The following is a 14,168-nucleotide window of genomic DNA, read 5'->3' on the forward strand; positions in this document are numbered from 1 at the left end:
TCGGGGTCGGGTTGCTCGGGGTGGCGTGCTCGAATGGGAGGCGATGATTCTTCGTGTGATGGCGGTACTGGCCTCGGTGGCGATCGGGGTTGCCGTGCCCGGGGTGGCGGTCGCGGCGGCAGCCGGGCCGGAGCGGGTCTGCAAGGTCGGTGACAAGCGGCTCACCGAGCTCTCCGGGCTGGCCGCCACCGGTAGCGGCTATGTGGTGGTCGACGACAGCTCCGACCAGTCCTCGCACCGGAAGATCTTCTACCTGAACCGTAAGTGCAAGGTCGACCGGACGGTGTCCTACCCGTCCCGGCCGCGCGACACCGAGGACCTCGGCATCGCCGCCGACGGCACGCTGTGGGTCGCCGACATCGGCGACAACAACGGCAACCGGGCGACCATCGCACTGTGGCGGCTGGCCCCCGGCGCCGACGAGCCGGTGCTCTACCGCCTGACCTACCCCGACGGGGCCCACGACGCGGAAGCGCTGCTGCTCACCCGGGCCGGCACCCCGATCGTGGTGACCAAGTCGATCGCCTCGGCCGGCGTGTATGTCCCCGACGGCGAGCTGAAGCCGGACAAGACCACGACACTGCGCTCGGCCGGCTCGGTCACCGTGCCGGTGACCGGCACGAGCAATCCCTTCGGGCTGCCCGGCCGCCTGGTGATCACCGGGGGAGCGGTGAGCCCCGACGGCCGGCATGCGGTTCTCCGGACGTACGCCGATGCCTTCGAATTTGGAGTTGATGGCGACGACGTGGTCGGCGCCATCACGAAGAGCACGCCGACGCAGATCGCCCTGCCCGACGAGCCGCAGGGCGAGTCGATCAGCTACACCGTGGACGGAACCGCGCTGCTGACCGTCTCGGAGGAGGTGGACGGCGAGGAGGCGGTGATCCAGCGCTACCCCCTGGCCGACCGAGCCCCGGTCACCACCCCGGCGACCTCAGCCGCGCCGAGCCCCACCACCAGGACGACCTCAGCCGTGCCGGCCGCCGCGCAGAAAGCCGCCGAGGACGACAGCCTCCCGACCGGCCTGCTGGTGACCGGCGGCGTCCTGGTCCTGGCCGCCGCGATCCTGGGCGGCCTCCTGCTGCGCCGCCGGGAGTAACACCGCGCAGCCGAATTCTTGTCAGAGGGGCGTGCCAGCATGACCGGCATGGATGTCCACTGGGGATTGATCGGGGTGCCGTCCAGCGCGGGGGCACACACGCCCGGCCTGGAGAAAGGGCCGGCGGCGATCCGTGCTGCCGGCCTGGTCGGCCTGCTGGCGGGCGGGGTGCAGGACCACGGCGACGTGCCCGCGTTCCGATGGCGGCTCGACCGGGAACGGCCCGACGCGAAGAACGCCGCCGCCGTGGCGCGGGTCGCCGCCGACACCGCCGACGGCGTCGTGCGGATCCTCGCGGCCGGTCAGAAACCGCTGGTCATCGGGGGCGACTGCTCGATCACGATCGGGGTGGTCGCCGGGTTCCGCCGGGCCGGAGTCGATCCGGCGCTGCTCTACGTGGACAGCGGCCCCGACCTCTACACCCCGGCGACCAGACCGATCGGCAACTTCGACGCGATGGGCATGGCACATCTGCTGGCGATCCCGGGTCACGTCCCCGAGGTGGCCGGCGACGCCCCGCTGCTGACACCGGCCGACATCGTCAACTTCGGCCACACCTTGCCCGCCGACGACATCGAGCTGCGCCTGCTGGACGATCTGGGCATCGCCCACCTGCACGTCGACGAGATTCGCGCCGGGCCGGAGGCGGCGGCCCACCGGGCGCTCACACACATCACCAAGCCGTTCGTGCTACACCTCGACGCCGATGTCCTCGCGTTCGCCGACACCCCACTGGCCGACGTCCCCGACTGCGGCGAACTGCACCTCGCCGAGCTGGCCGCCACCTTGCGCGTCTTCACCGCGAGCCCCCTCTTCGCGGCGCTGGTCCTCACCGAGATCAACCCGGACCACGCCCCCGACCTCGACGTGCTGCCCCACTACCTCGCGGCGGTCACCGCCAGCCTGCCCACGGAGCCGACCGGTCCCGCCGGGCCGCGCCGCGTTCCGTGATGGCCGTGGTGTGCCGCGTTCCGTGACCGCCGCGCCGCGACGCGCGCCGCGACGCGCGCCGCCACGCGCTCCGTGGCTGGGCCCCACCGGGCTCCGTGGCTGGGCCCCGCCGCGCTCCTTGGCTGCGGCCCACCGTGCGTCGGGATGAGCCGGACGAGCAGTTCCGCTGGTGTGGCGGGTTCGGCGACCTCGTCATCGGCACGCTCGGCGATGAATGGCTGCTTGCCCTCGGCCCGGTGCCGGCGGCCGCCGCCGCGCACTGGACGGTGCAACCATTCGTGCGCGGGATGGTGTGACGCTCCGGTCCCGCCGTCGGCGGCATCGGCGTCTTGAGACCAGGCCACCGCGGCCGCGCAATCCAGGAGAAGCCGGGCCGGGGCCGCCGAGACGGCCGCCCGGGATCCGATGCCGCAGGGCGGTGGTGCACAGGGGCGGTGGTGCGCAGGGCACCATATGAACATTCGTTCGGCGTCGCCGAACACGACGATCAAGACTGCCGACCGTGAGCCGTACACACGCTCCGTTCGGCCTCTTAACCAGGTCCAGTGCTCGGATCGACCGATGCGAGTACGACCACGGTGCGTGATGCCGGAACTGACGGGAAAGCATGATCGATTAACTCATTTGCCAATGAGCATGCATTAGGTCGCGCCGAATTGTTACGCCTGGGCTGCAGCCCATGGTCTTCTACGGACCGCTCTGTGGTCGCCGACGTCGGCGCGTCGTTGGACGCCTCAGACGATGCCACCAAGGTTTGATCGGTTTGAGTACCATCCGGGCATGCTCGACTTCGACGGACGATTTCGCATGCCGGAACATCCGGAGTCGTTGGCCGCCGTACGTGAGTGGGAAGACACCGTCGCCGCGCGGCAGCAGCAATTCGGCGCCGACGATCCAAGGACGGTCGACAGCCGGCTCCATCTCGCCGAAGCTTACGAAAATCTGGGAAGGTCCTTCGAGGCTTACGAAAACTCGGAGGACTCCGACGACCGTGAGTTGGAAGCACTGGCGACGGCCGAGTTGGCCAAGGCAGTCGACAGCCGCATCCGCACGCTCGGGCCGGATCATCTCGACACGCTCACCATCCGGTACGACCTCACCGCGCTGCGCCTCCGCCAGGCGGTCCAGGAGGGGTTACCCGGACAGGACGAGTTGGTGACCGAGTTCCGGTCCATCGCCGACGTGTCGGCCCGAACGTTAGGGCACGCTCACCCGATGACGCTGAAAGCCCGGTCGCAGCTGTCCTTTTTCAGCCCGGAACCGGAGCGTTCGGCCCTGAAAGCGCAGGTCGTGCAGGGCTTGGAGGACGTGCTGGCCGAGCAGGAGCAGCGCCTCGGGTCTGATGACCCGCAAACCTTGGAAACGATGAGGCGTCTGGTGGCGGCGTACCGAGACGACCGCGGTGATGAAGCACAACGGCTGGCGGAGCGGCTGATCGCCGGATGGGAGCGAGTTGCCGCCGCCCGCATCCGCGACCTGGGGCCAGTACATCCGGACACCGTAATCGCCCGGGAGCAACACCTCACATATGTCAATGACTGGGTATCCCGAGGCGCCGCCGAGCGGCTCTTCGAGGAACTCGTCGCGGAACACGTCCGGCTACTCGGTCCGGACCATCCTCGGACCCTTCACACGCAGCTGGAGCTGATACATACATGGAAAGGGCTGTACGGCTCCGCCACTCCGGAGACCATCACATTCGCCGAACGCCTTCTCCATCGCTTCCGCGATGTGCTCGGTCCGGATCACCACGACTTCCTGATGCTCCGCTATTACTTGATGTCGCAGCGCCTCATTGAAGGAAATCTTGACGCTGCCTTCGAGATAAAAAGGCAATACCCTGCGCCCGCCGACGACGAGGAGAAGTAAAACCCGGCGGGTGGCATCACTGCGCGACATGACAGCTACGTCGGCCGAGGCTGCATTCACCATGCTCGGTTAGCGGCTCACTGTCATGCCGCCGATCGCGCACGTGGCCGACCTGACCGTCGGGCGAAGTTCGACCTCGATGATTGCGCGACGTGCTACGACTCGATCAATCTGGAGCTCAGATCTGGTCGAGCATGATCACGACATCCCCGGGTGCGTGCGTGCCGCCCAGTGCCCATGCCCATCCGGGAAGGGCAACAGCTTCGTCGAAGAACCTGTCGATGTCCTTGCCGAAGGACCATAGGTGTCCGGACGCCAGGTTCTCGGTCGCAGTGTTGGTAGGCCAATAGAGCGTGCAGCTCAGTTGCCACATCGGCGCGTCCTCGCCGCCGCGCTCGACGAGCTGCCGCGTGAGGCTAGCCGAGAATTCTCGCTGACCACGGAACTCATATGTCCCGAACTGGGCGAGGACTCCGTCACCGTCTTCGTCAGGTGGTCTTGCATCCTCGACCGGAAGCTCGGCAAATCGCCGGAAAGCCTCAACGACATGCCGGACATCGGTGGCAGCAACCGCATTCGAGTCCATCGCGGCATCGTCAAGCACCGACGCCAGAACCACCTCTGTTTCGCGGATTAGCACAAGTCGATCATCTCACTCGACGTCCTCTTCTGCCGCTGTCCGTCCGCGCGGCCGAACCCGCGTACCCGATCGCCCGCGCCGTCCTGGACAACCCACGCCGCCTGTCCTACTTCGGCGGTTGGCACATCTTCGAATCCGACGAGCGGCTCCGAACGGCCGCCACCACCATCCTCTCTTGATCCGGGCCGCGTACGAACCAACACCTCAACGAGCCACAGCGACGCACGGCCACGCGTTCTAACGGTCGGGTCTTGCCCCCTGATCTTGGACACTTGAACCTGGGATCGTGAGGTTCCGGGTAGATCAGGAGTCCTGAAGCAAGATGGCGAACAAGCACTATCCCGCGCAGTTCAAGGCCGACGCGGTCGCGTTGTACCGGTCTCGGCCGGGTGCGACGATCGCGTCGATCGCTGGTGACCTGGGCATCAACCGGGAGACACTACGCAGCTGGGTCCGCCTGGATGACGAGCGTCGTGGCGGCGTCCCCGGTCGGCGCGGGCGGTCCCGGTCGCGGGGTGAGCCGGCGGCCGGCACGGTCGAGCAGGAGAACACCGAGTTGCGCCGGCGGGTCCGTGAGCTGCAGGAAGAACGCGACATCCTGCGGAAGGCGGCCCGGTATTTCGCCGGGGAGACGCGCTGGTGAACCGCTCCCCGGTTCGTCGCCGACCACCAGACACGCTACGGCGTGAAGCAGTTGTGCCAGATCCTCAACATCGCCCGGTCCAGCTTCTACTACTGGAAAGCCACCGCGACGTCGCGGGCCGCCCGTGACACGGCGGACGCGGCGCTGGCCGCCCGGATCGAGGCGGTCCGCACCGCTCATGACGGCACCTACGGGGCCCCGCGGATCACTGCCGAACTGCACGACACCGGCATGCGGGTCAACCGCAAGAAAGTGGCCCGGGTGATGCGCCGCTACCGCATCCAAGGATTGCGGCTACGCCGGCGGGTGCAGACCACGATCGCGGACCCGGCGGCGGCCAAGGCACCGGACCTGATCGGCCGGGACTTCACCGCCCCTCAGGTGAATCAGCGTTACGTCGGTGACATCACGTATCTGCCGGTCGGGGAACGCGGATCCTTTACCTGCAACGGTTATCGACCTGCACTCACGACGGTTGGCCGGGTGGGCGATCGCCGATCACATGCGCACCGAACTCGTCGTGGACGCCCTCGCCGCCGCCGAACGGACCCGGGGCAGCCTCGACGGGGCCATCTTCCACAGCGATCACGGAGCCCAATACACCTCGAAGGCGTTCGCGGCCGTCTGCGCAGCGGCTGGGGTCCGGCAATCGATGAGCAAGGTCGGCAGTTCCGCCGACAACGCCCTGGCGGAGTCGTTCAACGCGACCTTCAACGCGAGACCCTGCAAGGCCGCCGGGCGTTCAGCGACGAACGCGAAGCCCGCCTGAGCAGCTTCCGCTGGCTGCACCGCTACAACTCGATCCGGCGCCATTCCCGGCTCGGACAACGATCACCGAACGCCTACGAGAACAGCATCCGCACTACGCCAGCTACGCTGGCCCAGGCCGCATAGACCCCGTGTCCAAGATCCGGGGGCAAGCCCCGTCCGGCATAGGCCGATGGTCGCACTAACCACGTCGATATGCGATGTTGGTTTCCTGGCGCACGTTGTTCTGAAGGGATCTGTCGGCGCGATCGGCCGAGGGTTTGGCGGCGGTGCTGAGCACGTACAGTCGATCGATGACCGGTCCACGGACGGTCGTCCTCAACGGCGACCTCGGCAGTGGCAAGACAACAGTGTCGGTCGCGCTGGCCGAACGGCTGGGAGTGCGCCGGGTCAGTATCGGCGACCTCTACCGGCAGATGGCGGCCGAGCACGGCATGACCGCGCTCCAATTCAACCTGCACGCTGAACTCGACGACAAAATCGACCACCACATCGACCAGCTCCAGCACGACATCGCCGCCTCGGGCGAACCGCTGGTCGTCGACAGCCGCCTGGCCTGGCACTTCTTCCGCGGCGCGTACAAGGTCCACCTGGTCACCGACCCTCTGGTGGCGGCCCGGCGGGTCCTGGGCCGCCCAGGCGGTCCAGTTGAGCAGTACACCAGCATCGAGGATGCGTGCACGCAGTTGGCGGCGCGCAGCGAGAGTGAGCGGCAGCGGTTCCTCACCCGTTATGGGGCCGACAAGACCCGGTTGCAGAACTACGACCTGATCTGCGACACGACCAGTGCCAGCCCTGCTGACATCGTTACTCGCATCATCGAATGTGCAGCGGCACCGGCCTGTTTTCTCGACCCCCATCGGGTACGGCAGACGTCGTCCACCGAGAGCGACGGCGAGATTGTGGTCCTCCACCAAAACCCGCACTTCTTCGCCGTATGCGGCGGGCTCCGCCTCGACGCAGCCGTGCGGGCCGGCGAAACCTTGATCCCGGTGCAGCTTGTGAACGAAGCCGAGAAAGTACCGTAGGCGGATGGCAAACTCGGCACGCAACGTTGCCGACGATGCGCGCCGAAATACTCGTGAAACCGACGCCACTCGTGGATCTTGCCCGCCGGTGACGCTGGACTCCGCCAAGGATAAGGAGGTCGACGCGAAGGTCGACCTTCTGGCGGCCTCGACGCAAACGCGCGTCGGGCGGGTGATTGGTCGACAGATCCAGAGGCGTGGCGTCTCGCGCGGCGCGAAGAAATGGCCTCGCCGTTCTCTCGACGGACTCGCTCAGCCTAGGCAAGTCCGCGAAGTTGCCGAGGCATGCCGCTCAGCCGGGGTAGCTGTAGCCGTTTCGTCACCCCATTGACCGAACACCAGCGAACGGTCCTTGGGCGATCTGTCCGGTTGCCCCGTGGTCAGCAGTGACGACCTCATTGAGCACCTCGCCTGAACATCCGCTCATGCCGCGACGTGTGCAGGCAAGGGCTCACGTATTTCGAGGTGGAGATGGGCGTCGCCGTGCGAGGATCCGCGGCATGGCGTCATCGCGGGTGAGCAAGGCTGACCGGCTCCGTCGTGCAGCCGAGTCCCAAGCTCTCGTGCGAATCAACGGTCTCCGCGCAACGCTGACCGAGTCGACGGCGTCGTCGTCGCTGTTGGCTCCAAGTGGGCGTTGATCGCGCACACCGGTGATGGAGGCTTCTTCGAGGGCTTGGTCGCCGTCCGCGTCAAGGATGTGGTGAAGGTCGAGAAGGACTCCTCGTTCCAGGAGCGCTTCGCCCGGACTCAGCCCGAGTGGCCGCCGACAACCCCAGCGGACCTCGACCTGGACACGACCGCGGGTCTGCTTAGGGCCATGAGCGCGATCTCGCCACTGCTCGCCATCGAGCAGGAAAGACGGTTCCACTCGCAGATGGTGTGGATAGGTGTCGTCGACGAGCTCACCAAACGGTGGCTGTGGCTGCACGAAGTTCGTCCGAACGCCACATGGCGCAAGCGGCCACGCGGCTACCAGCTTCGCCGAATCACCAAGGTCTACATTTCCGATCGTTACCTCACCGCCCTCGCGGCCATCGCCGGGACCGGACCCACGCACTGACACTGAAGACGTCCGGATCCGCCGCTGTTGACGCGCGACGGCGCGCCACCGCGGCCACGACCCCGAGAGACCGACGGCTTTAAGCTGTCCATGTGGCAACGATGATCGAAGTCGTATCTCTCATCGATGCGGCTCCGCCCAGGGTGTTCGACCTGGAACTCGACATGGACGTTCACGCCGGTTCTTTGCCTGGTAGCCAGGAGACGGCAACGACAAGCACCGGCCGCCGCCAGCTCGCCCTCGGCGACGAGGTCACCTTTCATGCTCGTCATCTGGGCTTGAACTGGCAGATGACCAGTCGAATCAGCGCCTATGAACCTCCGTACCACTTTGTCGACGAACAGGTCCGCGGCCCCTTCCGGGCGTTGCGCCATGAACACCACTTCGAGGATCTGGGGGACGGAGGTACGCGGATGACCGATCGCATGAGCATCCACGCGCCCCTCGGACCATTGGGCGCGATGGTGACCAGGCTACTGCTCGCTCCTTACCTGAGTCGGCTGCTGAGGCAGCGCGCCATCCACATCAAGCGCCTGGCCGAGAACGTCGACCGCAGGCGATGAGCGTCAGGCTGGTGCATTGATCTGCCGCGAAGTGCGCGGCGGTGCGCCAGTCGTGGCGTCCTCGGTCTGACAACCCGTCAGCGCTGCCAAAGGAAAGCGGCTGTCGCGCATGTGTGGCAGCGGAAACCGTAGCCGCATCCGCCGCCCCCGAAGTTCATCGAGGTGCGGTGGTCGTGTCCTTCCTCGAGCTGTACGACGAACGTCATCCGATGCGCACAGATGTCGCAGCTAGGGGTCTCATCGTTCTGCAGCCACGCGGGACGGCCGCCGATCTGGCCGAGCACTTCCCGTGCTGACCGGCCGCTTCGTTCGCACCATTGCTCCGGGGCGTCGAGATAATCCTCGACATCGACCTGCTCAAAATCGACGGCGCAGGTCTCGTCGAGCAGCGTGACGCCATCGCCGGGCGGAGGAAGGGTGCCGGTGACGTCAGCAAGGAAGATGAATGCTCGATTGCCGCCAGCCCGCGGATCCCACTCGTCGCACAGACCAGGATCGTTCTGGCACATGAAGGCCGAGAACAAGCCAACGCCGCCCAGTTCGACGTCAGCCATGCTTACCTGCGCCAGGAACTGCATGGGGCCTTCGCACTCCCGACACCGAGGCCATTCGAAGTCGCTCGGCGCGTACGGCATTCCGCCCGTACGGGTCCCAGGGGCATCAGCAGCCGCAGGACCGGAGTAGGTCATCAGCTTCACCACGCGAGCAGGGTATCCGGCAATACCCACGAACAAGATCGGGTGCACTGATCTGCCGCTGTCCGCGCGCGGCTGCCGGGCGCGTTCTTTCGCTCCTGACATAGCGGGTCGTCGGACTTCCGATCGATCATGTGGGGATGTGTGGTGACGTCCGAGTGGTTGGCTACGCGTCTGGCGATCACCCGAGGTCTGCACTCCAGCGTGTGACGGCGCTCATGCCACGATGATCAGTCGGGGAACAGTTCGTCGAAACGGTTCTCGAGCTTGCTGATCCGTTCCCGCCAGTCGAGCTCAACCTCGATAGTGATCGTTCCGAGCGTGTAGGCCAGCACCGTGCGCCAGGCGTCATCCTCGACCTCAGCGGGCCGGGCGGCCGCCTGTTCGAGGAAGGCGAAATCCGACTTCGCGCGCGCCACGATGTCGTCGCGGCCTGATGTTCCGGTGGTCACGACCAGACCCGCCCTCTCAGATTTCGGATCATGGCAACGTCAATGCGCCCACGGTGAGGGTCCTGCACCGGTATCGGCCCGGGGGCCTGCGCACGGGTTCGACCTCGGTTGGCAGCTCGGTAGGGCCGGTCACTGCCGCCTTTCCGGAGGGGTAGTTCCAGATCTGTTCCGATGACATGGTCGAAGGCAGGTGGCGGCGGTATGGGTCTGCGTCTGGTCCTCGGGCCAGCCAGCGGTGAATGTGAGAGATGAACCGCTTAGCTGGCGCTGACCATGCGGGCTGTGTGGCTAGCGCGGTGAGGCGGACGGCAAGGGTGGTCGGTCGGCTTCGATGGGCGGTGGCGGGATCGGGTCTTGTCGGCGGATCAGCAGGGTGGCGCCGGCCGCTGTCAGCAGGGCGATGGCCAGCAGGAACAGGCGGTCGGGGGTGCTGTCGGCGTTGGCGGTCAGGCCGAAGAGGGTGTGGGCGGTCAGGGCGCCCGCGCAGGCCGCCAGCACGTGCCGGGGCGTCCAGGCGGGCGAGGCGCTCCAGTGCCGCAACGCCCACCACGCGGCCACGGCTATCGCGGCGGCGCCGGACATCGGCAGGAACACCCACGCGCCGTGGGTCCACAGTGGCTGCCGGGCGTCGCCCAACGGGTAGACGAAGGCCAGGAAACCGAACACGGCCACGCCGGTCGTGACGGCCAGGAGCGGTGCGTGCGGCGGTGCCACGGGGCGGCTTTCCCGGCGTACGCGAATGCGCAGCCCGATGACCGTGACGGCCGCAGCCGCCGCGGCCACCAGCAGGATCGCGGTGGTGGGCATGGTGTAGCCGGGGTCCTCGGCGGGCGGGACCGTTACGCGGAGCAGCGCGGCGCCCAGCAGGGCCAGCACTCCGGTGGCGATCAGGCCGCCGCGGCGCAGGTAGGGGGTGGTGCCGTGGCGGGGGAAGAGCAACTCGACCAGGAGGATGGGGATCGTCACGCTGAAGACGGCGTGGTAGGCGAGGTTCAGCTCGGTGTAGGCCGTGTTGAAGCCGAACAGGCGCGGCGCCCACTCGGCCGCGCCGTACAGGTGCGGGCTGGTCAGGCTCTGCAGCGCCAGGCCCTCCTCGACCAGGCCGTAGGCGACGCCCAGCAGGAGCAGGTTGGCCACGCCGCCGCCGGTGCGGCGGACGATCTCGCGGATGAACAGGGCGCCGGCGCCGTAGATCGGGATGTAGATCGGCATCACCCATGCCATCCGCAGCGGGACGGTGCCTAGGCTGACCTCGGCCACGAACGGGGCCAGCACGGCCAGCAGGAGCGCGGCCCGCCGGTTGCGGGGACGCAGGTCGGGGACGGCGGGGAACGCTGACCGGACCAAGGGGCGGTTCACCGCGGCGACCAGGGCGGCCAGCAGCACCAGTTGGACCGCCTGCACGCCGCGCAACCACGGCGGGTAAGCGGCCGAGAACAACAACCAGGCCACGGCGATCAAACCCAGGACCGAGACGATGCGTACGCGACGGTAGGCGCTCGCCGCACCGGCCAGCAGCCGGCGGGCCACCCAGAAGTAGAGGACCGCGACCGCCAGGATCGGGATCGGCCGGGTCCACAGGGTCGCGGCCAGCGCATCGGGGTCGGCGGCCGGGTCGCGGGCCTGCTGGTAGGCGAGCACGTCGTGCCGGAACAGCCAGGTCAGCAGGGCGAAGGTGACGCTTGCGGTGAGGCTCGCGACGAGCAGGATCACGACCAGCCGGATGGCTCGCCGCTGTGGCGGAGTGGTCATGGGTTGACCGTAGGAATTTGTGGCCCGGGGCGCCTCCGGCCGGGGGCGGGTCTTTGGTCTACGACTTCAGGACGAGGGTCGGGGCCGGACCAGACCCAGGTCGTAGGCGAGTACGACCGCCTGCACCCGGTCTCGCACCTCGAGTTTGCGCAGGATCGCCGAGACGTGCGTCTTCACGGTCGCCTCGGTCACCACCAGCCGGGCCGCGATCTCCGCGTTGGAGGCGCCGCGGGCCAGCAGGGTCAGCACCTCCCGTTCCCGGTCGGTGAGCTGGCCGAGACTGCCCGTGGGGGCGGCGGGGGTCACGTCGGTGGCGACGAAACGGTCCAGCAGGCGGCGGGTCGCGGTGGGGGCGAGCAGGGCGTCGCCGCGGGCGACCACCCGGATCGCCTCGACCAGGTCGGCCGGCCGCACATCCTTGAGCAGGAAACCGCTGGCTCCGGCGCGCAGGGCGGCGTAGAGCGGTTCCTCCAGGTCGTACGTGGTCAGGATGATCACCCGCGGCGGGTCGGCCGCCGCGGTCAGCCGGGCGGTGGCGGTGACGCCGTCGGTGCCGGGCATCCGCACGTCCATCAGCACCACGTCGGGCCGGGTCTGCTCGGCCAGCCGGACCGCCTGGTCGCCGTCGCCCGCCTCGCCCACCACCTCGAGGTCGTCGCGCGCCTCCAGGATCATCCGGAACCCGGACCGGACCAGCACCTGGTCGTCCGCGATGAGCACCTTGATCGTCATCCGGCGGCCCGCAGCGGGAGGTGGGCGCTGACCTCAAAGCCGCCGTCCGTACCCGGCTCGGCCAGCAGCGTGCCACCGAGCAGCTCGGCCCGTTCCCGCATGCCGGTCAGTCCGTGCCCGCCGCCGCCCTTGCCGTTGGCGGCGGCGCCGCCGCCGTTGTCGCGAATCCGCACGAAGACCTCCGCCTCGTCGACGCGCAGCAGGACCTCCGCGCGGGAGGCGCCCGCGTGCCGCAACGTGTTGGTCAGCGCCTCCTGGACGATGCGGTAGGCGCCGAGCTGCACCCCGAGCGGCACCGCGCCGTCGCCCTCCCGGCGGACCGTCACCGGCAAGCCCGACTCGCCCATCGTGCCGGCCAGCCGGTCCACATCGGCCAGCGTGGGCTGCGGCCCCGGATCGTCGCCCTCGTCGCGCACCGACCGCAGGAACCAGCGCAGCTCGGCGAGGGCCTCCCGGCCCGCCTGCTCGGTGCGCCGCAACGCCTCGCGGGCCTGCTGCGGGTTCGCGTCGAAGACGTCGTCCGCCGCGGCGGCCTGCACCACCATCACCGACACCGTGTGGGAGAGGACATCGTGCAGTTCCCGGGCGATCCGGGCGCGCTCCTCCAGGACGGCCTGGCGGCGTTCGGCCTGGCGGCGTTCGCCCCGGGCCCGGGCCAGCGCGCCCCAGCTCCAGGCGAGCAGCACCGCGGCCAGCCATAGCCCGGCCAGATCCCAGCGGCCGCGGGCGACCGGCGGCCCGCACACCGCGATCGCGGCCGGCGCCAGCATCCACAGGCTCTCCCGGGCCGGCCGCATCCAGGCGTAGGTGCACAGCACCACGAAGGCGATGCCCGGCCCGAACCCCGGGGACAGCCACTGCAGGCCGGCGCTGACCGCCAGAACCGAGACCGTGCCCAGCCACGGCCGGGCGTCGAGCCACCACAGGGCCGCCGCCTGGATGCCGATCAGCACCACCGCGAGCGAGCGTTCCAGCGGCGTGGAGTCGAAGGCCAGAACCGGCACGGACACACCGACGGACACGATCACGAACACGACCCGCAGCCGCTGCGGGACGCGCGCGCGGTAGCCGTCGCTCATATGGCCGTACGGTACGCCTCCGGGGTTGGGCCCGGGTCGCAGCGGGCATCGTTCAGCTGAGACCGGAAAGGGGGATCGTCATTTTGACCGAGCATCCCCTCGCTCCCGTTCTCGCCGCCATCCGCTCGGTGTTCGGCACCGTCGACCTGCCCGGTGTGGCGCCGGGCCTGCTCGTGCCCGACCTCCACGGGTGGACGCCGGCCGCCCGGCTCGCGGACGACCTGCTTCCGGTGCTGCTGGAGCGGGCGGCACAACGGTGGCGGGCACAGCCACACGCTGCCGCTTCGCTCGCCTGGAAGGCGTACACATATTGGTTGGCTCTTCCGGCTGTTCTGGGTTTTGCGGCGGCGCGCCGGGTGCCGCTGCTCACGGCGGACGACGTGCTGGTGCACTTCGACGACCCGAAATCGCTGGTGACGATCGGTCTGCGGCCGGACATCGAGGTGGCGGTGCTGGCCGGCGATCCGCTGGCCGAGGGCGCACGGCCGGGCGTCGTGGTGGTGGCCGGCGAGGACGAACTGCTCGCGGCGCTGCGCCGATCACTGCTCGACCAGCACCTCTATCCGCTGCTGGCGGCGATGCACGGCGCGGTCCGGATCGGGCGGCGGGTGCTGCTCGGCTCGCTGGCCTCCGGGATCGTCTATCCGTTGCTACGCGTGCAGGGTTCGTCGGTCGGCCCGGTCCTGCGCGCCCTGGAGATCGACGACCTGATCGACCTGATGCCAGGACCGAACGGCAGGCTGAGCGTACGGCGTCGGACCTGTTGCCTGGCCTTCACCCTGCCCCGTCCCAAGATCTGCGCAGACTGCTGCATCCACCCGGTCAGCTGACGCC

General features: G+C 68.5%; 13 protein-coding genes and 2 pseudogenes. 9 read left to right on the forward strand and 6 right to left on the reverse strand.

The window, feature by feature from the left end; genetic code table 11:
• Positions 1–58 precede the first annotated feature (58 nt).
• The 4 genes from Ato02nite_RS30605 (at position 59) to Ato02nite_RS30620 (ending at position 3,919) form a co-directional block, all read left to right on the forward strand.
• Entirely contained in the window at positions 59–1,099 is a 1,041-nt protein-coding gene (locus tag Ato02nite_RS30605) for a hypothetical protein (protein ID WP_246607587.1), read from the forward strand.
• Positions 1,100–1,147: 48 nt separating this feature from the next.
• Positions 1,148–2,050: an arginase family protein gene (locus Ato02nite_RS30610; RefSeq protein WP_213010136.1), complete on the forward strand. Its 903-nt coding sequence runs from the start codon at positions 1,148–1,150 to the stop codon at positions 2,048–2,050.
• Between the two features lie 134 nt (positions 2,051–2,184).
• Positions 2,185–2,346 carry a hypothetical protein gene (locus Ato02nite_RS30615; protein WP_213010137.1) on the forward strand — a complete coding sequence of 54 codons (162 nt, stop codon included), beginning with the start codon at positions 2,185–2,187 and terminating at the stop codon, positions 2,344–2,346.
• A gap of 484 nt (positions 2,347–2,830) precedes the next feature.
• Entirely contained in the window at positions 2,831–3,919 is a 1,089-nt protein-coding gene (locus Ato02nite_RS30620; protein WP_213010138.1) for a tetratricopeptide repeat protein, read from the forward strand.
• Between the two features lie 178 nt (positions 3,920–4,097).
• Here the strand turns inward: Ato02nite_RS30620 and Ato02nite_RS30625 are convergent, their stop codons facing one another.
• Positions 4,098–4,559: a hypothetical protein gene (locus Ato02nite_RS30625; RefSeq protein WP_213010139.1), complete on the reverse strand. Its 462-nt coding sequence runs from the start codon at positions 4,557–4,559 to the stop codon at positions 4,098–4,100.
• Between the two features lie 322 nt (positions 4,560–4,881).
• On the opposite strand from Ato02nite_RS30625, the pseudogene Ato02nite_RS30630 reads away from it, so the two are divergent.
• The 4 genes and pseudogenes from Ato02nite_RS30630 (at position 4,882) to Ato02nite_RS30645 (ending at position 8,624) form a co-directional block, all read left to right on the forward strand.
• Positions 4,882–6,096: pseudogene (locus Ato02nite_RS30630) on the forward strand (IS3 family transposase).
• Positions 6,097–6,263: 167 nt separating this feature from the next.
• A pseudogene (locus Ato02nite_RS30635) lies at positions 6,264–6,765 on the forward strand (AAA family ATPase); the annotation flags it as partial.
• 870 nt (positions 6,766–7,635) lie between these two features.
• Positions 7,636–8,061 carry a hypothetical protein gene (locus Ato02nite_RS30640; protein WP_213010140.1) on the forward strand — a complete coding sequence of 142 codons (426 nt, stop codon included), beginning with the start codon at positions 7,636–7,638 and terminating at the stop codon, positions 8,059–8,061.
• Between the two features lie 101 nt (positions 8,062–8,162).
• Entirely contained in the window at positions 8,163–8,624 is a 462-nt protein-coding gene (locus tag Ato02nite_RS30645; RefSeq protein WP_213010160.1) for an SRPBCC family protein, read from the forward strand.
• A 77-nt stretch (positions 8,625–8,701) separates the two neighbouring features.
• Here Ato02nite_RS30645 and Ato02nite_RS30650 read toward each other — a convergent pair whose 3' ends face one another.
• The 5 genes from Ato02nite_RS30650 to Ato02nite_RS30670 all read right to left on the reverse strand — a co-directional run bounded on the left by Ato02nite_RS30650 (position 8,702) and on the right by Ato02nite_RS30670 (position 13,334).
• Complete coding sequence (locus tag Ato02nite_RS30650) at positions 8,702–9,313, reverse strand: DUF1963 domain-containing protein (RefSeq protein ID WP_246607598.1); 612 nt, start codon at positions 9,311–9,313, stop codon at positions 8,702–8,704.
• Positions 9,314–9,549: 236 nt separating this feature from the next.
• A complete protein-coding gene (locus tag Ato02nite_RS30655; RefSeq protein ID WP_213010142.1) occupies positions 9,550–9,771 on the reverse strand; it encodes a hypothetical protein in 222 nt (73 codons plus the stop codon).
• Positions 9,772–10,059: 288 nt separating this feature from the next.
• On the reverse strand, positions 10,060–11,523 hold the full coding sequence (locus tag Ato02nite_RS30660) for an AF_0692 family protein (RefSeq protein ID WP_213010143.1): 1,464 nt from the start codon (positions 11,521–11,523) through the stop codon (positions 10,060–10,062).
• Positions 11,524–11,589: 66 nt separating this feature from the next.
• Positions 11,590–12,255, reverse strand: a complete 666-nt coding sequence (locus Ato02nite_RS30665) for a response regulator (RefSeq protein WP_213010144.1) — start codon at positions 12,253–12,255, stop codon at positions 11,590–11,592.
• Positions 12,252–13,334, reverse strand: a complete 1,083-nt coding sequence (locus tag Ato02nite_RS30670) for a sensor histidine kinase (protein WP_213010145.1) — start codon at positions 13,332–13,334, stop codon at positions 12,252–12,254. The genes Ato02nite_RS30665 and Ato02nite_RS30670 overlap by 4 nt, the downstream gene beginning before the upstream one ends.
• Before the next feature lie 83 nt (positions 13,335–13,417).
• Here Ato02nite_RS30670 and Ato02nite_RS30675 point away from each other — a divergent pair, with 83 nt between their 5' ends.
• Positions 13,418–14,164, forward strand: coding sequence for a hypothetical protein (locus tag Ato02nite_RS30675; RefSeq protein WP_246607592.1), 747 nt, complete (start codon positions 13,418–13,420; stop codon positions 14,162–14,164).
• Positions 14,165–14,168: the final 4 nt, after the last annotated feature.

The organism is Paractinoplanes toevensis (assembly GCF_018332695.1).
Taxonomy (GTDB): Bacteria; Actinomycetota; Actinomycetes; order Mycobacteriales; family Micromonosporaceae; genus Actinoplanes; species Actinoplanes toevensis.